Raw genomic sequence first — 15,855 nt, 5'->3', positions numbered from 1 at the left:
GCTTTTTAGGCTACGCCTGTCCAAAAGTCCAATCAGCGGCCATTTATTTAAAATATCTTTGAGACAAGTCACGGTTTTTGGCCTAACGAACCACGCTTGTGTGATTGGCTTTGCTTTTTTGTTGGGCTTTTTCGGTTAGGCATTTCCGTCGTAACCCCAAACGTTAGGCATGTTGAATTCTAAGTAAGACGTTTCACCGACTCGAATCCCTCAGCACTGAACATTCAATTCGTTGAATATGTCCAGGATCGGAGCATGACTATCTAGGCTATAAAATCAGCAGCCAGTGAACTTGGGCTTGAAAAACATCCGGACAGCACTGGTTATTTTGGCAAGAAATTCAGAACTACGCGCACCTGCAGTTGAACTGCATATTGGCTTAGTGAGAGCCTATTGGGTTGACATTACATGCCAGCGTTTTTAAGGTATTGTCAATCAACTGAATGACACTGTCTATGGTGCCACTGGACGTGTAGCCGGCGTACTGTTGGGCAAACGCTTGTGCGGATTGCCGATAACGTGATTTTTTTAACAAGTCTTCCATTAGTCCGGCGAAATCTTGTTCCTGACGATTATTCCTGATCGATATGCCGGCACCTATGGCCTCGACGCGCAGGCTCATTAGGAATTGCTCTACATTTTGCGGAACGAGCAACAGCGGGATGCCGGCCAACAGACATTGGCTAACGGTACCAGTACCGCCGGTGGTCACGACACAGTCTGTCAATTTAAAAAGCTGTTCGGTTTGGACGGGTTGAGTGAGGATGCGCAAGTTAGGTTTGGCAAATGCCTGAATGTGAGCGGGTTTGGTCCCAGGCGCAACCACAACGATCTCCGCCGAGAGTTTTGATAGGGCTTTAAGCATGTTGTCAAAACCCGGCGTATCAGGCCGTAAATAGGCGAAGACATGCGGTTGATCGGTCAGGCGCCAGTCAACGGGCTGACCTGTGGTACCTGTAAATAAGGGGCCAAGGTAATTTTCGCCTTCACGTACGCCGTAATGGTCTAATTCTGCAAAGGTTGCCAATACTTTGCGAGAGCCTTGGAATACATCGGTGATGCGTTCGATAGCACCGCCCTTTAAAACGGTCGAAAGGGCATTAAGCCGTTCCAGGACGTATTGTTCAGCTCGTAACAGCCGTTCTGTCGGGATGGTTTCCCACGGACGAATAGAAGGCAATGGCAAACGGTCGGGCGGTATTTCAAAACCGGTGCCGATAGTGATGGCAGGCAAGCCGATCAGGCGGGCGGTCACCAGGGCAGTGGGGGCGTGGTCTACGACCATGAGATCGGCTTTGAACAGCTGGATTAAGCTGAGCCAGCCCTGCACCAAACCCAATAAAACCGCCGGGTCGGCATAGCCCGACGCAATCAGGATTTCGGCGTAATTGACCGGATGGGGCAGCCGCTTCTTGTCGACGTTAATGGGTGCCTGAGTGTAGGCGAATCTGTCTGGCGTGAGCAGTTGGGCAGCCAAGGCGGTGTCCCGGACTACAAAGAAGATTTGGTGTCCCTGTTGCCGCAGTTGCCGGGCTATCGGCAGTTGGCGGGTAATATGCCCTAGGTTACCGCCCAGTTCCCAAGCAAACAGGATACGACTCATGTCAGTTTTACCTTATCTATATCTTTGCAAGAAGCAATTCTTTGCGTTGAATAGTGGAGTCCCAGTGAGCTTTCGTAGATCAGGGCCTGTGAAACTCGTATTGCCCGGTTAAATCCATTTTTGGATTGTTACTTCTGTAATTGCGTAAGATTTTTTCGCCGTAAAATTGCCGCTAAGTCCTCGCTCTTAATAAAAGTCTAGACTTAGCAGTTTCAGCACGCAACTATATTGCCTTCTCAGAATATTCTTTGAAAATGCCGGTTCTGTGACAAGTCTGGCAGTTTTTGCGACAAAATTGCCATGTCAGCACACAGTTTCCAATGCACCGCTACCTGGGAAAAGTTGTTCCCTTGCAAGCGTTGACTCAGGAAAGGAATAAGCCTGGATTCCTTTTGTTGCAGAGATAGTGGGATTTTTCAGGTACTTGGACGGTTTCCCGTTTGTGTTAAGAGTATTGAAGCGTAATCGCTGAATGAATTGGCTTGGATCATGCTGCTTAGTTGTTGGGTTTAACCAGCAAATTAGGTGGGTGTCATGAAAACCTCAAGCAACGAAATCACACAACTCAGCAACACACGCACGCTGTTCGTTGAAACGCTGAGTCAGCAATTTATCGCACTAACCGGCTGCGGAGTTTATGTCTATCTCAACCCGGTTGATATTAACGGTTTATTCAATCAATACTTAAGCGATACGCTGTCGATTAATACTTTCGCCAGACAGTGTGTGAAAAACGTATTGGAATAACCCGGACATTTTGACCAAGAAAATCGGCTAGGGAAGCAGGGCATCGCATTGATTTCCTGCTTCCTGACGCTCAGTTCCGCGCAAAGGCGACTTGATAACCGCTGAGAAAATCGCAGCGTTCCAGGCTTTCAGCAATAGCAGGAATCGATATTTTATGATTACCGGTCGCAATAAAAACCAGATGCCACTCTTCGTGTTTATTGTTGCTGATTACCGTAATTGAGCCTTCAGCCAGGCGATACCCTAGTGCATTTGCCAAATCGTTAATGTCGGCCTGATTGGGCCGATAACCCGTTTGAAAACGTAAAATTACCGACACTGCATGACGGGAAGGCAATGCCGCTTCGATTTGTCCGCCCCATATCATGGTTGCCGACGCAATTAAAGCCAACACAATGGCCGCAAAATAAAACCCGGCGCCGCATAAAATACCGATGGCCGAAGACGCCCAAATCGACGCGGCGGTGGTCAGGCCGCTGATGTTCAGACCCTCCTTCATGATCACGCCGGCACCCAAGAAACCGATACCCGTCACGATGCCCTGAATGACACGAGTGGGATCGGCGGTAGCGGTGAGCGGCAATAAGCCGCCAAACCAGAACTGCGGGTAACCGACGATAACCGTTACCGCCGCAGAAGCCATGCACACCAGTCCATAGGTACGCATGCCGGCGGCCCGGCCGTGATAGGAGCGTTCATAGCCCACTACCATGCCCAAAAACAGCGCACCGACGATATTCATCAGAATCACGACGCTGGCTTCCAATTGGGCAATCGACCAAAACGAAATCAGCCTGTCCGGCGAGATTGGATTCATGTTTTACCGTCCGGTTTTGGGCGGATAAGCGCTACAGGCTTGGGCCTATTGCACCGTTTCCACGTCAACATTGATTTCGATAGGCTTTTGATAATAGATGCCCGATAGTTTCCGTTTGAATTCGTCGGTGATATCCCGAGCATCTTGGCGACTTTTCATCACGCGTGGGGTGAGCAGCACCACCAGTTCGGTTTTGTCCTTGTTACGCGTCGTACCGCCGAAGAGCGGCCCGATTAATGGAATCTCGTGCAGCAGCGGCACGCCGTCGCGCAAATAGTCGTTGTTTTCCTTGATCAAACCGCCCAGGACGATGGTTTCGCCGCTTTGTACCGCAACACTGCTTTCTATCTCTCTTTTTTGAATGGTGGGCGAGTCGATGGTGTCGCTGGTCGTGGTTTTGATAGCCTGATTCACGCTTTGCAATATGTCCATCAGCACCAGTCCCCCAGCATTAACCCTGGGTCTAACCGATAAATTGACACCGGTGTCGATCATTTGGATCGAGCTGGTCTGCACAATGCCGTTGTTAGTATTATTACTGCTTAAATTACTGGAAACCGAGGAGCGTATCGGCACCGAATCGCCAACTTTTATTGTGGCTTCCTGATTGTTCAATACCATCAAGGACGGTGACGATATGACGTTTACGTTATTGTTTTTAGCGCTGGCGTTCAACACGGCTTGAATATCCTTGGAGCCGCTGGAAAACGCATAGGAAAAACCGCCGGTGGTTAAGGCTTTTGCGGTTTCCTTGGTCAGATCGATCACATCCAAGCCTTGGCTGCCGCCGCCGTTTATCTGGTTGGTACCGCCATTATTGTGGCTGAAATACCATTGCAAACCGTATTTCAAGTCATCGTTTAACGTCACTTCCACTATCGTCGCATCGATCATTACTTGTAGTGGCAGCACATCCAGTTGTTTAAGTACGCGTTCGATTACCGCGTACTCCTGGGCGGTCGCCACAATAATCAGCGCGTTATTGCCTTCATCGGCGATGATTTTCACATTCGGCATGTCGTTGTTATTGCTGCCGCTAGAGCTGCTGCTTAAGCTGCCGCCGAGTGCGCCGCTACCGCTGCTGTTTTTGTCTTTGGTTCGGTCGCTAAGCGTTCTATCGCTCATCGAATCCTGCTGGCGATTTGCGCCGCCCGCACTGCTACTCGATGAACTGTCGGACTTTTTATTGGTGGCCGATAATGATTTGCGGCCGGAAGCGATAGAAGCCTTGCTGGATTTACCGGAACCGCCGCTACCGAAAATATTGCTTAAGGTATCGGCCAAATCCGTAGCGCTGACGTGTTGCGCCCGGTAGACATTCACGCCGCCGGCTGCCGCCGTGTTGATCCGGTCCAGCCGAAATACCCAGTTTTCAATATCCTTTAAATAATTGGCTTGATGGGTGACGGCTAATACCGCGTTAAGCCTTTCTATCTCGATAAACCGGAAAAAGCTGGCTTCGTCGTCTTTGGATTTTTTAGTGTTGAAGATTTGTTCCAGCTCTTCGATGATTTTGCCGGCGCTGACGTTAGCCGGGGTAAACAACGCAAAGGAACGGCCTTTCAATATGTCCACATCAAAGGTATTGACCACATCCAGCGCCCTGGAGATTTCCGCGCCGGAACCGGCGATCAAAATCAGATTGCGGTTTGGATCGACATGCAGCAACGATTTTTCCGGTAGCAGCGGTTTCAATATGTCCGCCAATTCCGAGGCCGCGACATTTTTTACCGGAATTACCCTGACTTGATAACCATTGGGCATTTTGGCGCCGGACAGAGAACTGATCGAGCTGCTGTACAAGGCTTCGTTGGACGGCTTGATTAAATACATGCCGCCTTGCTCGGTCAGTGCGGCATTATTCAAGCTCAGCAGCATATCCAGCGTTGGGATCAGTTCGTCCTTGCTTAACGGTTTGGAGGTTTGCAAGGTGACCTTGCCGACCACTTGCGGACTGATGGTGTAGTTCCGGCCCAGAATGTCGCTGAGTATCACTTTAGCCACTTCGCCCAGATCGGCGTCATCGAAGTTCAAACTGTATTCGCCCTTGCCGCTACTTTTGCCGCCGCTATGGTGGCTGGCTTGCGGGGCGATACTCGCTTCGCCGCTAGGGTACATTTCGACTTTGGTGATTCTATTTTCGGCGTTTTTATTGACATCGTTAGCCAGTTCCGGAATCAACAATGTGTCTTCTTGAGCCGGTTTGCTATCGGCAATAGCCAGTTTTTCATGCAATTGCGGGCCGATAAATTCGCAGCCGGTCATGGACAGCGCCAACGCCAACATTGGAGGAATGTTGATTTTTTTAGTTGTCATTGATGTTCTCGGGATTTTCATTGGGTACTGGTTCTATAGGTTTGGCAACGGCGTTGGGCTGCGGCAGTCTGGGTGGTACTGGCGGCTTGCCGGGCACGGGAGGCTTGACTTGCGCACGCGGCTTTCTCAACACGACCGATTTTTCCTGGCCGGCTTGCTGAAGCAGCACACGGTCGGCCTGTATTTGCTTCAACAGCCAACCGGATATGCTTTGTTCTGCGGTAATTTTTAAAAACTTTTTGGCTTCGTTGCGTTTTCTGAACAAGGCGGTCGGCTTGTTGTCTTTGTCGTAAACGCCGATTAATTCCCAATCGTCGATTTGTCCGGAATCTTGGGTTTGCAAGTTATCGGTTGGACTGGTTTCGGCGATAGGCTTTCGGCCTTCGACAAACAAAGGTCTATCGACAATATCGCTGTACGTTTCCGCAGAGCCGCTACTATCGGCGATATTGGGCAGTTGCTCGGCGGGGGAATCGGTTTGCGGGCGCGGCTCAAGCAGCATTTGCAATTGCTTTAAGGTAAATTGACTATAAGTCCATTCCGCCGCCAACAGCAGGCTAAGCGCGCCGCAACCCACTAATTGCAATCTGATCAGCTTTTGATTCATGAGGTTTTGGCTCGCATAAAACTGATTACTTCAAAACTGACATTCAACTGCGAACTGGGGTCCATTTTGTTAGTGCTGCGATTGCGCGCGCCGCGTACCGGCGAAATGTCCAATTGATCGACCAGCAACAAGGGCATATTGGTATCCAGGCTGTGCAATACCGCGCGCAATGCTTCGATGCTGCCGCTCATCCGCACTTTGACGGCGATGCGGACAAAATCCTCTTCGGCCTTACCCGGTAAACCTTGCGTGCTGGTCAGTTGGCCGCCGGCTTCCGTTACCGCGGTTTTGACGATGTTTTGCAGCTCCGCCGAGGCCAGCGCTTCAGTATCGCTGTCGCTCAGATAGCCTTGCTGTTGGTATTGCTGATTCAATGATTCCAGGTTTTGTGCAACGCTGTCGCGGCGGGCGACAATAGCTTGTTGACGTTGCAAACGAAATAGCAGGTCGTTTTTTTGCTCGCGATAATCCAGCCAACTGCTGAATAAAGGCAACAATACCAGAAATATCACGGTAAATAACACAAACCCCAGCAGTGATAGCGCCAGCCAGCGTTGATAACGCGCGTCATTCATTGCTCGGATTCTCCGTTTGCCGCAGGTTCAGATGGGTCGGGGTCGCTAGCGGTCGTCGCATCGGTATCCGAACCGGGCTCTGCCGGTGGCGGACTAACATCCATACTAATTTGAAAGCGCTCTCGCCCGGTGGCTTTATCCTGGGTCAATGGCGAGACGAAACTGACATTACTGAAAAATCCGGAACTTTCCAATAAACCGATTAAGGAAGAAGCGGCCGGCGATTGACCCTGGATTTGCAGCCGTTTGTCCGCAAATTGAAAATGCGTCAACCAGCTGTCGTCTTTTAACAGCGTGCTAAGCTCGTTCAATACCGCTACCAAGGCGGGAGACTGGGTTTTAATGTCTATCAAACGCTGGGTTTGCTGGCGTAAGGCATCGATTTCATGCTGTTGTTCTTCAATCACCCGAGTTTCTTTTTCCAGCGTTTTTATGTGATTTTTCAATACGTCGACGGCTTGGCCTTCCTGCCACACCGGCCAGATCAATACCGCCAGAAACAACAGTAACAGCAAGCCGTTCAGCAGCCAGTGCATGGCTTGGGCTAAGGCGTTGCCGCGCGGCCGGTAGCGTTCCGGGAGTAAATTGTAGGCAGGCGCATCGGTAGGGCAGACGGTGCTGGCGTGGCAATAATCCACGCGCACCGGCTGTATCCCTAAAGCCTGGAGTTTGCCTAGTTGCTCATCCAGCAAGGATTTGGGCGTAAATACCAGCAATACTTCAATTTGACCATGCTCGGTTTTGCCGAGCGGGATTGCGGCAAAATAGACCTGCTCGGCCTTGAACGGCGTATAACGGTCTAATTCAAAGCCGACGACTTGTTGCAGATTTTCTTGCGCGGCAGAGGGTAAATAGACGATCTTTTTTAGTGCCTGTGTAGGGTCCAGGCGCAAGATACATTCGGCTTTTTCAAAGTCCGGATTTTGGGCTTTTAAAGTTTGATAGCTATCTGCGATGTTACTGTCCAACCGCCAGGTCATGGGGGTTCGCTGTTCGGCCTCGCGGTAAAAATTGATTTGAAAATCAGCGTCGGCGGCGCTGAATACAAGTGCACCGCTGCTGTCTGTCAGCAAGGATCTGAGACGATTCGGTACCAAAAACGCCAATTCCCGTCCCCACCACTGGAAGAAACGTTTCAGATCGAAATCAATGCTCGTTTGTAAATTCATCTTGAACGGTAATTAGCTGGGATTCCTTTGCCGAGTCGAATAAGGCCAATACTTGCTGACCTTGTTTCCAATCCAGGATTTGGTAGGGCGCTTGGCTGGGGTCTTGGTTCTGGATTCTTACCACTGCTTCGATAGCGGCCGTCGCCTGATCTTCCAACAGGGTTTGCACCATAATAGTATACGTTTGCTCTTCATCCGCCAATGCCGGATCGATCTGCTCGGTATTGTTATCATCCGCAGTAGCCGATTCAGACAAACGTTTGTCCAAGTATACATCATGGATATTCTGTTCCTTGAGGCTGTCACCAACCATTTGCAGCAACTCCGGCGGAGCGAGCCGCGTATTTAATTCCGCTTGTCCGGAATAAATGGTAATCCACGGTTGCAGCTGCTCGAAAATGTCGGCATTAAAACCCAGCACCAATTGCAATTCTTCCAGGGATTGAAAAGGCTGATTGCTGGGCTGATAAGCCAGTCCAGCCTGCCGATATTGTTTTTTTTCGGCGCCTTGCGGTCGCGGTTCATCGTCGGCATCCCGCCAATCCAGCAGGGCGTCCAGTAAGTTCTGCTGTAGTTTTTCATCGTCGCTTACCGAATGAATCAAGGCCTTTAGCAAGGGTTCCTCGGCGGCGTTGATATCGACTTTGCCGGATTCGGCGAGGATTCTGATACGAATTTCGCTATCGTTGCCCGGTATCCGATAGACGCTGCCATCCGCGTGCCAGCGTTGGTCGGGATCGGCTTGTTGCAACATGAACTGGGCAATGCTTAAACCGGTTTCCGCCAGGGCCTGCGCTTGGGCATTGTTTTTCAGTGCGCCGGCGACGCTGCTTTCCCGGCGCATACTCAGTGCAAAACTGCCGGCCATCAGGCTCAGCAGCGTTAAGATCCAAATCACGATCACCAGCGCCAGACCGCGTTGCCGAGTGACTGTCTGTGCGCGAGGCATGCTAGTCATTGGCAATGCCGGGTTGGTTTTGTTCGCCGAGCAGCGCTTCTGCATTCGGTTGACCGTTGATTTTTAATGCAAATATCATGTCCGGCCAAAAACTGTCGTCGTTTAGCGCGATGCTGATTTTTACGAGTTTGGGTAACTGACCGGTTGCTTGTCCCTGCCATTCGTCCAGCCAACCGCTGGTACCGTCACCGTTGTCAGTTGAGGAGCCGAAGTAGCTGATTTTGAGATGCCGTAAATTTTCCAATAACACGACCGGTTCGGCGTCGGCCGGTGTCGATTCGGTTTGCCGGTAGGGGGTTAACGCTACTTTGAGTGTCGACGGTTGTCGCGGGTCCAGGCCGACATGAAATACCTGCAAGCCCTTGCGCGCCGACGCGGCCGGCAGGGCAGAGACAAAACTGATGCTTTGCGGCAAGCCTTCGAAAGCCAGTTTCGGCGTCTCTTGCAGTTCCTGTTGTTGATTGCTTTGCGGCTGGTTTTCCTGGATGACAGGGAAGGGTTTGGTATTGCTCAAATGCCGTTTGAAGAACTGGTAAACCACGGCTTTTTTATTTACTTCGCTGATTTTGGCTTCGCCGCTGTTCCAGCTTTCCGCGGCAATCCGCAAACTGGCGAATAGCAAGACCACCATAATGCCCAGCAGGCTGATGGCAATCAGCATTTCGATCAGCGTAAATCCTTTTACGGGCGAACGGTTCAGCACTAGCCCGGACCTTGTTGCTGTAGCTTTAACGTATGCAATTCCACGGAACGCGGTTGATCTGCCTCGCCCCAGGCAACCACCACCCGCACTGACATCAGCTCCGGCGCTGACTGTTGCAGATCCGGGTTCGTGTCTCTCAGGCTGGGACGCGCCGGCGCTTGCGCCGAAGGGCTGATGATGATCTGCCAGTCGTATTTATCGCCTTCCGTACCCTGGCTTTCGCCGGCTGTCAGCTCGGTTTCCACACCGGTGCGAGCCATCAGCGATTCGGCGATTTGCACCGCGATAGTGTATTCCTCGGAAATAACCGCGTTGTTAACGCCGGTGCCGAAGATGCGCAGCAGCACGGTCAGCGCAATCGCCATGATGGAAAAGGCCACCAGAATTTCCAGCAGGGAAAAGCCTTTATGCCGCTGCATCGGAAATACTGACCTGGCCGGTAATCCAGTTCACGTCGATGCGGCGTAATTGATTGCCCCATTCCAGCGTGATTCTGCCGCCGGTGGAGGAACCGTCGCCGAAGAACCGAATAGCGCCTTGTTCGCCTTCGCTAAACTCTTCCTCCGCAACCACCAGCGACACGTCGATGTCTTCGGCAAACGGATAGGTCTTGTCGCGATTGCTGATGCTGTAGCTATTGTCTTGCAAATCGATTGCCACGCTGACCGGCTTTTGCGTCATCAAGGCCTGGCCGTGAGCGTAACGTAGGGCCGATGCCATATCCCGGGCGACGGCTTGCAGCTTGGTGCTGCGATTGCCGGAGCCGATATTGCTGCCGATTACCGCAAAACCCAGCACGCTAATCAGCAGCACGATAATAAGCTCGATTAACGTGAAGCCTTGCATGCGTTTATGGGCGGGCAGGGCGGTCATTTATTCCCAGCTGTTGATGTCCTGATCTTCGCCTTCGCCGCCTTCTTTTTCATCGGCGCCATAGCTGAACAAATCGAACTTACCGTGCTGGCCGGGGAAGACATAGTGATAATCCTGATTCCAAGGGTCTTGCGGGATCTTGTCCTTGCGCAAATAGGGCCCATTCCAGCGCTTGGCGTCGGCGGGTCTTTCCACTAATGCAGCCAAACCTTGCTGCGCCGTGGGATAGCGGCCTTCGTCGAGTTTGTACATGTCCAGCGATGCCGCCAGATCCTCGATTTGTACCCTGGCGGCCTTGGTTTTGGAGGCGCCCATGTGTTTCATCACCTGCGGTCCGACAATCCCGGCCAACATGGCGATAATGCCCAACACCACCAACAGTTCCAGCAAGGTAAAGCCGCCGTGGCGGCGTAACATGTGTTTCATTTGCAAAACTCCTTCTATTAAAATTGGATGGTACGGGTGAATTTATTCGTCCGTAGGCCTAAACAGCCAAATCGTTAACGCTCAAAATAGCCAATAAAATGGAAACGATGATGCCGCCTATCATCAAGCCTAACGAAATAATCAAAGCCGGTTCCAGCAGCGCCAGCATCCGCTGGATGGTGGTCTTCAGCTGCTTGTCGTAAATGGTGGCTACCCGCATCAGCATTTCCTCCAACTTGCCGGTTTCTTCCCCCATTTTAATCATTTGCACCGCCAGTTTGGGAAACAGGTTTTGCTGGGCTAGTGCATCGGACATCGTCCGGCCTTGCTTGAGCTGCGCTTCGGCATTTTCCAATAGATCGGCCAAAACCATGTTGCCGACAGTTTCCCGAACGATGCCCAGCGATTTTAAAATCGACACGCCGTTGCCCAATAAAGTGCCGAAGGTACGGCTGAAATTTGCTATTTCCAGGGTCAGGATGATGTCGCCGAACAGTGGAAATTTCAACAGCCGGCCGTCCCAGGCTTTCTTGCCGGCTGGATCGGCCAACTGCGATTTTATAATTTGTACACTGCCAAGAATAACAGTCAGTAGCACCCACCAATAACTTTGCAGAAACTCGGCCAGGCCGATTACGATCTGAGTCGGCACCGGCAAGGCCTGGCCGGCGCTATCGAACATTTCCTTAAATTGCGGTACCACGAAGGTCAGCATGACGAACAGCGAGGCCAGCGACATCACCAACAAGATAGCCGGATAAATCAGCGCGGTGCTGACCGTATCTTTCAGTTCTTGCGACCGCTCCATATACTCGGATAAACGCATCAATACGCCGCCGAGATTGCCGCCCATTTCCCCGGCGCGGATCATGTTCAGATAAAACTTGGAAAATACCCCGCTCTGGCTTTCCAGGGCATCGGCCAGCGCCTTGCCCGCTTTGACCTTTTCCAGAACTTCGCCGACCAGTTTATTCAGTTTCGGGTTTTCTTCGGTCAACTGCATCAGAATGGTCAACGAGCGGTCCAGCGGCAAACCCGATTCCAGCAAGGTCGCCAATTCGCCGGTCAGCATGCCGATTTCTTTTTGCGACAGTTTGACGGTGGCCGACTTTAGTTTGAACCCCAGGAAGGTTTTGTCCTTTGCCAGCTCGATGCGGATTGGAATCAAACCCTGATTTTGCAGTTCCAGCAGCAAGGCCTGTTCGTTGGCCGCATTACGCACACCTTCCTCGGCGATGCCTTGATTATTGACGGCTTTGTAGGAATATAAAGGCATGGAATGATTTAACGATTGGCGATTAGCTGGATTTGCGGTTGGTATAAAGCAAAGTTTTCGTCGGCGGAAATAATCGACATATTCTCGCTACATGTATTCCTTTAAATCGTCCAACGGATCATTAAAGTCATCCGGAATACTGTAGCCATTTCCTTGCAACGAACCCAAACGATTCAAATTGCCTGGTTGCCTCTGCGTTAACGGGGCTTCGGCTTCTTCAAGAAAAATGATCAACACCTTCATATTCTTATTCGTTGGCGGCGTTTCTTCAAATATCACCTGGCCGTTTTCATATGTACCTTTAATTGCGGTATACATAATGCCTCCTTGAGTTGGGTAATGATCTTTTTAAATCGCTATTTATCCGATTTTCGAGAAAATCTCTTACCTACAAGGCAACACGTCTGGCAATTTCAATATCTTTTCTTAGCAGATCATTTACCAGTGTTTGCAGGCCTTCCGGGTTTGCTTGGCATTTTTCCGAAAGATAGCTCACGATGTCCTTATCCAAATAGATAGGTATTTGAATGTCTTCCACGGGCATATAAAACTTACCTTGCTCGGCATTGGAAAAATCATACTCGTCTTTCATTCGACCACCTTATCATCACCAAATCAAATCGACATCATAATGGCTGAAAGCTTTGTCTGCGGTGATAAGAGAAATTTTTTCCAATCTTGCCTGAGTCAAAATCAATCGGTCGAAAGGGTCTTTATGATGAAATGGCAAGTCGTTCAGCGCATATATATGCCGGGTCTCCATGGGTAAAATCCTGAGTCCATTATTCACGCATTGCTCATCAATCAGCTGATTCAATGGTAATTTGAGTTTTAACTTGCCTAACTGTTGTTTGATTTGCATTTCCCATACACTTGCCATGCTCAAATACAAATCGTTATTGTGATTCTGGCAAATAGTTAAAGCCGTCATGCCTAACTTTTCCGGCTCGCTGTCCAGCCAAATAAAAACATGAGTATCCAATAAAAATTTCATGTGTCTTCGCCCAGCCAAAAACTATCCGGTAAAGGGTCATTAAAATCATCGCTCATTTCAATTAAACCTCGATGCTCGCCAAAAACTCTCGGTTTAGCACCGATACCGGGAGACTCGGCTTCATACATAACAATGACTTTTGCCATTTTCGCATTAATGGATTGCGGCAATTGCAAATGTATTTGCCGGTTTTGATCGATCTCGGCGGATAATTCTATGGCTTGCATGACTTTCTCCTATAAATACTTCTGCATGATCGCCTGTTTTTGCGCTGGAGCGGCGGTGATTATAGCTTGCGCGGTGGCGATGGTTTGTTCGAGTTTTTCGATTTCGGCGACTAGGCGTTGTTGTTCCGGCAATGGAGGCACTGGTGTGGTGACAGTCAAAATATTTTTGACGGATAACCCTGGTTGAGCGACTCCGGTTGCGTATTGATTTAGATTTAATGCTTTGAGTTGGTAATAAAGCCAATGGACATCAATGTCGGCATTGGGCGCTACGACTACCGCGTGTTCCGTGGCGTGAAATTGACCCGTTGCCATATTGATGTTGCCACATAATGCGCCTTGGCGACCGATTAATGGGAGTATGCCTTCATGGGTAAAGGTTTTGGTATAACCGCGTAAACCGTTGCCACCAAAGCAGGGATATAAGCCATCGGACTTTTCTTCTGCAATATCGGAGGCGGATACAAATTTACCCGCCTGCATTCTACAAATTTCGCTGAGTTTCTTTGTATTAACACTATCGGAAGTGACTCTAATCAACTGTTCAATTTGATCATTCGAGTTTTGGATTTTTTGCTGCGCAGCATTAACGTCTTGATCAATCGCTTCGCATTCGGCGACAATTTTTTGCTGAATATCAGAAGTGGGCAGAGGAACATCTTTTTGATAAGCATCGTTCCTATTCAGTCCAGGCACTCCTGTTCCAGAACGAATTTTATTAAGGTTTAACAAACCTAATGCTAAATACAGATATTTAAGAGTTATATCTTTGTTTTTAAGCTGAATATAAAAAGTTGTATCAATGGGGTAGCAGCTATTTTCCTCCCAAATTACCTCACCTGCCGAACCTTTACGGCCAACAATAATTGCGGGGCCGCTGACAATAAATTCGTTATGAAAACCAATTCGTCCGTTCGATCCCATGACCGGGTAAATGCCTTGAACTCTTTTTTCCTCGGGGAGTGGTTTGCCGTATTCAAATGTACAAACCGATCCGAGCTTAACTATCGGCCATTTGCTTGTAATTTCTAGCGATTTTTTAACCACCAGCGACAACTGCTTTTCAAAATTCACCCGCGAAAAATCGAGTATATCAATCAATTGAATCGGCGTTGCCAACTCCGCTAATTCGGTCGGAATCGTGCCTAAGCCGGCTTCAAAATTAGCCGCAATATAGGGGTTTAACTTCTCCGGATTATCCCGCCAGGTTTCGTCATACAGCATCGTTAGATGATGGCCGTCGGCGTCCTTGTCCAGCTTGATGCCTTCGTTATACGTGTGCCCTTGCGATTTGAAACCGAGCTGTATTAACAGTTGCGTAAGGTTATCCTGGTTAATCATTTACTCACTTTCCCCTATTGAAAGGCCGATCAGCTTCAGATTACCTGAGAGTTGCCGCAAAGTGCGAAAATGGAACAGTTGCACAGGTAAAAGATTGGCATTCAGCGCCGCATCGCGCTCGATGGCGTTGGCTTCCCAGTACAGCCCGAGTTTTTGCTTGGTGAGATGCTCGACCAGCAAGCGGCGCAATTGCTGTTCGTTCAATCCGTTGAGCTGCGACAGCAGGTCGCTGTGGTGGGTGGAGGTCATGACATTGGCTGGTTAAGTTTTTTGCAATCCATTGTAGGTTGGGTTAGCCGATAGGCGTAACCCAACATGTCGGCCTAACCCAAGCTACGATTTTTGATCAGTGTTACGACAGCATTTCCAACAAACATGCATGCCATACCTGAGTTTCAATTTTGCCCATCTTGGTCCCCAAGCGCCGCTTGTCGACGCTGCGAATTTGATCCAGCAAAATTCTTCCGGGTTTGCCGTCAAATACTACTTCCGGCCGACATCCCAGGGCTTGGCCCTTACTGGTCAAGGGTGCGATGATCACGCGCGGCAGGACGGCATTCATGTCGTCGGGGGAAACGATTAAGGCCGGGCGAGTTTTCTTAATCTCTGTACCGATAGTGGGATCAAGATTAACCCAATACACTTCGCCGCGCTTTACCAGCTCCATTCTTCATCGTCTTCGTCTGGGGGTAGCTCGGACCAAACATCGTCGTCCGCTTGCTCGGGCTTGAAGGCGGTAAACCAGTTTTGGCGTGGAGTTCTCAGTGCTTCGATGATAAGGGTTTTACCTTGCACCGTAAGTTCCACTTCGTCGCTGAGTTCACAAGCCGCCAGCAGGGCAGCGGGAATAATGACGCCGCGTGAGTTGCCTACTTTTCGGATGTTGGTGCGCATGGGACGCTCCTGATAAGAATAATAACAATGTTATAACTATCTTCCTGGTCAAGCAAGCGCATAACGGTCAGTCAAGGGTGGGCACGATTTTGTGCCAACGCGGAACCAAAGCTACAGCCACAGCCACAGCCCAAATCGGCGGGCAGAAAAGCGTTGCTCACCCTTTTCTTCGGTAGTTCCGCTAAGTCCTAAAGTCAAGCAGCCCGCTCAAACTGTTCCGTGCAGGCGAATTTGTAGAGGGTTTTAGGTTCGATATCGACCAATCCGCCGTTGAATTCCAAACAACCCCACTCAGGATTCAACCGGGCGGAGCAGAGTGCATCGATAGC

The 15,855-nt window shown here is 50.0% G+C and carries 21 protein-coding genes; 1 reads left to right on the top strand and 20 read right to left on the bottom strand.

All coding sequences use genetic code 11. The features are described 5' to 3' along the window. Window positions 1-379 precede the first annotated feature (379 nt). The gene (locus NP589_RS12730) at window positions 380-1,603 is read right to left on the bottom strand and encodes a glycosyltransferase (RefSeq protein WP_256607335.1); all 1,224 of its coding nucleotides are present in this window, start codon (window positions 1,601-1,603) and stop codon (window positions 380-382) included. Between the two features lie 534 nt (window positions 1,604-2,137). On the opposite strand from NP589_RS12730, the gene NP589_RS12725 reads away from it, so the two are divergent. After that, window positions 2,138-2,350, top strand: a complete 213-nt coding sequence (locus tag NP589_RS12725; RefSeq protein WP_026601140.1) for a hypothetical protein — start codon at window positions 2,138-2,140, stop codon at window positions 2,348-2,350. 70 nt (window positions 2,351-2,420) lie between these two features. On the opposite strand, the gene NP589_RS12720 is transcribed toward NP589_RS12725, so the two are convergent. From NP589_RS12720 to NP589_RS12630, 19 genes are all read right to left on the bottom strand, one after another. Next, window positions 2,421-3,167: an MgtC/SapB family protein gene (locus NP589_RS12720; protein ID WP_256607334.1), complete on the bottom strand. Its 747-nt coding sequence runs from the start codon at window positions 3,165-3,167 to the stop codon at window positions 2,421-2,423. Window positions 3,168-3,212: 45 nt separating this feature from the next. Then, window positions 3,213-5,483 carry a type II secretion system secretin GspD gene (gene gspD / locus NP589_RS12715; RefSeq protein ID WP_256607333.1) on the bottom strand — a complete coding sequence of 757 codons (2,271 nt, stop codon included), beginning with the start codon at window positions 5,481-5,483 and terminating at the stop codon, window positions 3,213-3,215. Then, the gene (locus tag NP589_RS12710) at window positions 5,473-6,090 is read right to left on the bottom strand and encodes a hypothetical protein (RefSeq protein ID WP_256607332.1); all 618 of its coding nucleotides are present in this window, start codon (window positions 6,088-6,090) and stop codon (window positions 5,473-5,475) included. The genes gspD and NP589_RS12710 overlap by 11 nt, the downstream gene beginning before the upstream one ends. Further along, entirely contained in the window at window positions 6,087-6,665 is a 579-nt protein-coding gene (gspM, locus tag NP589_RS12705) for a type II secretion system protein GspM (RefSeq protein WP_256607331.1), read from the bottom strand. Before gspM ends, NP589_RS12710 begins: the two co-directional genes overlap by 4 nt. Then, a complete protein-coding gene (locus tag NP589_RS12700; protein WP_256607330.1) occupies window positions 6,662-7,834 on the bottom strand; it encodes a PilN domain-containing protein in 1,173 nt (390 codons plus the stop codon). The genes gspM and NP589_RS12700 overlap by 4 nt, the downstream gene beginning before the upstream one ends. After that, window positions 7,812-8,792 (bottom strand): type II secretion system minor pseudopilin, encoded by a 981-nt coding sequence (locus tag NP589_RS12695; RefSeq protein WP_256607329.1) that lies wholly within the window; start codon window positions 8,790-8,792, stop codon window positions 7,812-7,814. Before NP589_RS12695 ends, NP589_RS12700 begins: the two co-directional genes overlap by 23 nt. After that, window positions 8,785-9,495, bottom strand: coding sequence for a prepilin-type N-terminal cleavage/methylation domain-containing protein (locus tag NP589_RS12690; RefSeq protein WP_256607328.1), 711 nt, complete (start codon window positions 9,493-9,495; stop codon window positions 8,785-8,787). Before NP589_RS12690 ends, NP589_RS12695 begins: the two co-directional genes overlap by 8 nt. Beyond that, a complete protein-coding gene (locus tag NP589_RS12685) occupies window positions 9,495-9,914 on the bottom strand; it encodes a type IV pilus modification PilV family protein (protein ID WP_256607327.1) in 420 nt (139 codons plus the stop codon). The genes NP589_RS12690 and NP589_RS12685 overlap by 1 nt, the downstream gene beginning before the upstream one ends. Continuing rightward, the gene (locus NP589_RS12680) at window positions 9,901-10,368 is read right to left on the bottom strand and encodes a GspH/FimT family pseudopilin (RefSeq protein ID WP_256607326.1); all 468 of its coding nucleotides are present in this window, start codon (window positions 10,366-10,368) and stop codon (window positions 9,901-9,903) included. Before NP589_RS12680 ends, NP589_RS12685 begins: the two co-directional genes overlap by 14 nt. Further along, window positions 10,369-10,794, bottom strand: coding sequence for a type II secretion system major pseudopilin GspG (gspG, locus tag NP589_RS12675; protein ID WP_256607325.1), 426 nt, complete (start codon window positions 10,792-10,794; stop codon window positions 10,369-10,371). 58 nt (window positions 10,795-10,852) lie between these two features. After that, window positions 10,853-12,070: a type II secretion system F family protein gene (locus NP589_RS12670; protein WP_256607324.1), complete on the bottom strand. Its 1,218-nt coding sequence runs from the start codon at window positions 12,068-12,070 to the stop codon at window positions 10,853-10,855. 87 nt (window positions 12,071-12,157) lie between these two features. Continuing rightward, a complete protein-coding gene (locus tag NP589_RS12665; protein ID WP_256607323.1) occupies window positions 12,158-12,388 on the bottom strand; it encodes a DUF2281 domain-containing protein in 231 nt (76 codons plus the stop codon). Window positions 12,389-12,458: 70 nt separating this feature from the next. Then, on the bottom strand, window positions 12,459-12,662 hold the full coding sequence (locus NP589_RS12660; protein ID WP_256607322.1) for a hypothetical protein: 204 nt from the start codon (window positions 12,660-12,662) through the stop codon (window positions 12,459-12,461). Window positions 12,663-12,677: 15 nt separating this feature from the next. Further along, on the bottom strand, window positions 12,678-13,064 hold the full coding sequence (locus tag NP589_RS12655; protein WP_256607321.1) for a type II toxin-antitoxin system VapC family toxin: 387 nt from the start codon (window positions 13,062-13,064) through the stop codon (window positions 12,678-12,680). Next, complete coding sequence (locus tag NP589_RS12650) at window positions 13,061-13,291, bottom strand: hypothetical protein (protein ID WP_256607320.1); 231 nt, start codon at window positions 13,289-13,291, stop codon at window positions 13,061-13,063. Before NP589_RS12650 ends, NP589_RS12655 begins: the two co-directional genes overlap by 4 nt. A gap of 9 nt (window positions 13,292-13,300) precedes the next feature. After that, window positions 13,301-14,632: a restriction endonuclease subunit S gene (locus tag NP589_RS12645; protein ID WP_256607319.1), complete on the bottom strand. Its 1,332-nt coding sequence runs from the start codon at window positions 14,630-14,632 to the stop codon at window positions 13,301-13,303. Continuing rightward, window positions 14,633-14,881, bottom strand: a complete 249-nt coding sequence (locus tag NP589_RS12640; RefSeq protein ID WP_256607318.1) for a hypothetical protein — start codon at window positions 14,879-14,881, stop codon at window positions 14,633-14,635. It lies immediately after the preceding gene. Between the two features lie 103 nt (window positions 14,882-14,984). Continuing rightward, window positions 14,985-15,299, bottom strand: coding sequence for a type II toxin-antitoxin system PemK/MazF family toxin (locus NP589_RS12635; RefSeq protein ID WP_256607317.1), 315 nt, complete (start codon window positions 15,297-15,299; stop codon window positions 14,985-14,987). Further along, on the bottom strand, window positions 15,287-15,526 hold the full coding sequence (locus NP589_RS12630; RefSeq protein ID WP_256607316.1) for an AbrB/MazE/SpoVT family DNA-binding domain-containing protein: 240 nt from the start codon (window positions 15,524-15,526) through the stop codon (window positions 15,287-15,289). The genes NP589_RS12635 and NP589_RS12630 overlap by 13 nt, the downstream gene beginning before the upstream one ends. Window positions 15,527-15,855 lie beyond the last annotated feature (329 nt).

The sequence above is a fragment of the Methylomonas rosea genome (assembly GCF_024505055.1).
Lineage (GTDB): Bacteria > Pseudomonadota > Gammaproteobacteria > Methylococcales > Methylomonadaceae > Methylomonas > Methylomonas rosea.
The sequence above is the reverse complement of the archived record's forward strand: the minus strand, read 5'-3'. Positions and strand labels throughout refer to the sequence as shown.

Bases quoted from the DNA above. Each gene is read 5' to 3' on its own strand.
- NP589_RS12730 (WP_256607335.1), bottom strand. From the start codon at position 1,603: ATGAGTCGTATCCTGTTTGCTTGGGAACTGGGCGGTAACCTAGGGCAT.
- NP589_RS12725 (WP_026601140.1), top strand. From the start codon at position 2,138: ATGAAAACCTCAAGCAACGAAATCACACAACTCAGCAACACACGCACG.
- NP589_RS12720 (WP_256607334.1), bottom strand. From the start codon at position 3,167: ATGAATCCAATCTCGCCGGACAGGCTGATTTCGTTTTGGTCGATTGCC.
- gspD (WP_256607333.1), bottom strand. From the start codon at position 5,483: ATGACAACTAAAAAAATCAACATTCCTCCAATGTTGGCGTTGGCGCTG.
- NP589_RS12710 (WP_256607332.1), bottom strand. From the start codon at position 6,090: ATGAATCAAAAGCTGATCAGATTGCAATTAGTGGGTTGCGGCGCGCTT.
- gspM (WP_256607331.1), bottom strand. From the start codon at position 6,665: ATGAATGACGCGCGTTATCAACGCTGGCTGGCGCTATCACTGCTGGGG.
- NP589_RS12700 (WP_256607330.1), bottom strand. From the start codon at position 7,834: ATGAATTTACAAACGAGCATTGATTTCGATCTGAAACGTTTCTTCCAG.
- NP589_RS12695 (WP_256607329.1), bottom strand. From the start codon at position 8,792: ATGACTAGCATGCCTCGCGCACAGACAGTCACTCGGCAACGCGGTCTG.
- NP589_RS12685 (WP_256607327.1), bottom strand. From the start codon at position 9,914: ATGCAGCGGCATAAAGGCTTTTCCCTGCTGGAAATTCTGGTGGCCTTT.
- NP589_RS12680 (WP_256607326.1), bottom strand. From the start codon at position 10,368: ATGACCGCCCTGCCCGCCCATAAACGCATGCAAGGCTTCACGTTAATC.
- gspG (WP_256607325.1), bottom strand. From the start codon at position 10,794: ATGAAACACATGTTACGCCGCCACGGCGGCTTTACCTTGCTGGAACTG.
- NP589_RS12670 (WP_256607324.1), bottom strand. From the start codon at position 12,070: ATGCCTTTATATTCCTACAAAGCCGTCAATAATCAAGGCATCGCCGAG.
- NP589_RS12665 (WP_256607323.1), bottom strand. From the start codon at position 12,388: ATGTATACCGCAATTAAAGGTACATATGAAAACGGCCAGGTGATATTT.
- NP589_RS12660 (WP_256607322.1), bottom strand. From the start codon at position 12,662: ATGAAAGACGAGTATGATTTTTCCAATGCCGAGCAAGGTAAGTTTTAT.
- NP589_RS12655 (WP_256607321.1), bottom strand. From the start codon at position 13,064: ATGAAATTTTTATTGGATACTCATGTTTTTATTTGGCTGGACAGCGAG.
- NP589_RS12650 (WP_256607320.1), bottom strand. From the start codon at position 13,291: ATGCAAGCCATAGAATTATCCGCCGAGATCGATCAAAACCGGCAAATA.
- NP589_RS12645 (WP_256607319.1), bottom strand. From the start codon at position 14,632: ATGATTAACCAGGATAACCTTACGCAACTGTTAATACAGCTCGGTTTC.
- NP589_RS12640 (WP_256607318.1), bottom strand. From the start codon at position 14,881: ATGACCTCCACCCACCACAGCGACCTGCTGTCGCAGCTCAACGGATTG.
- NP589_RS12635 (WP_256607317.1), bottom strand. From the start codon at position 15,299: ATGGAGCTGGTAAAGCGCGGCGAAGTGTATTGGGTTAATCTTGATCCC.
- NP589_RS12630 (WP_256607316.1), bottom strand. From the start codon at position 15,526: ATGCGCACCAACATCCGAAAAGTAGGCAACTCACGCGGCGTCATTATT.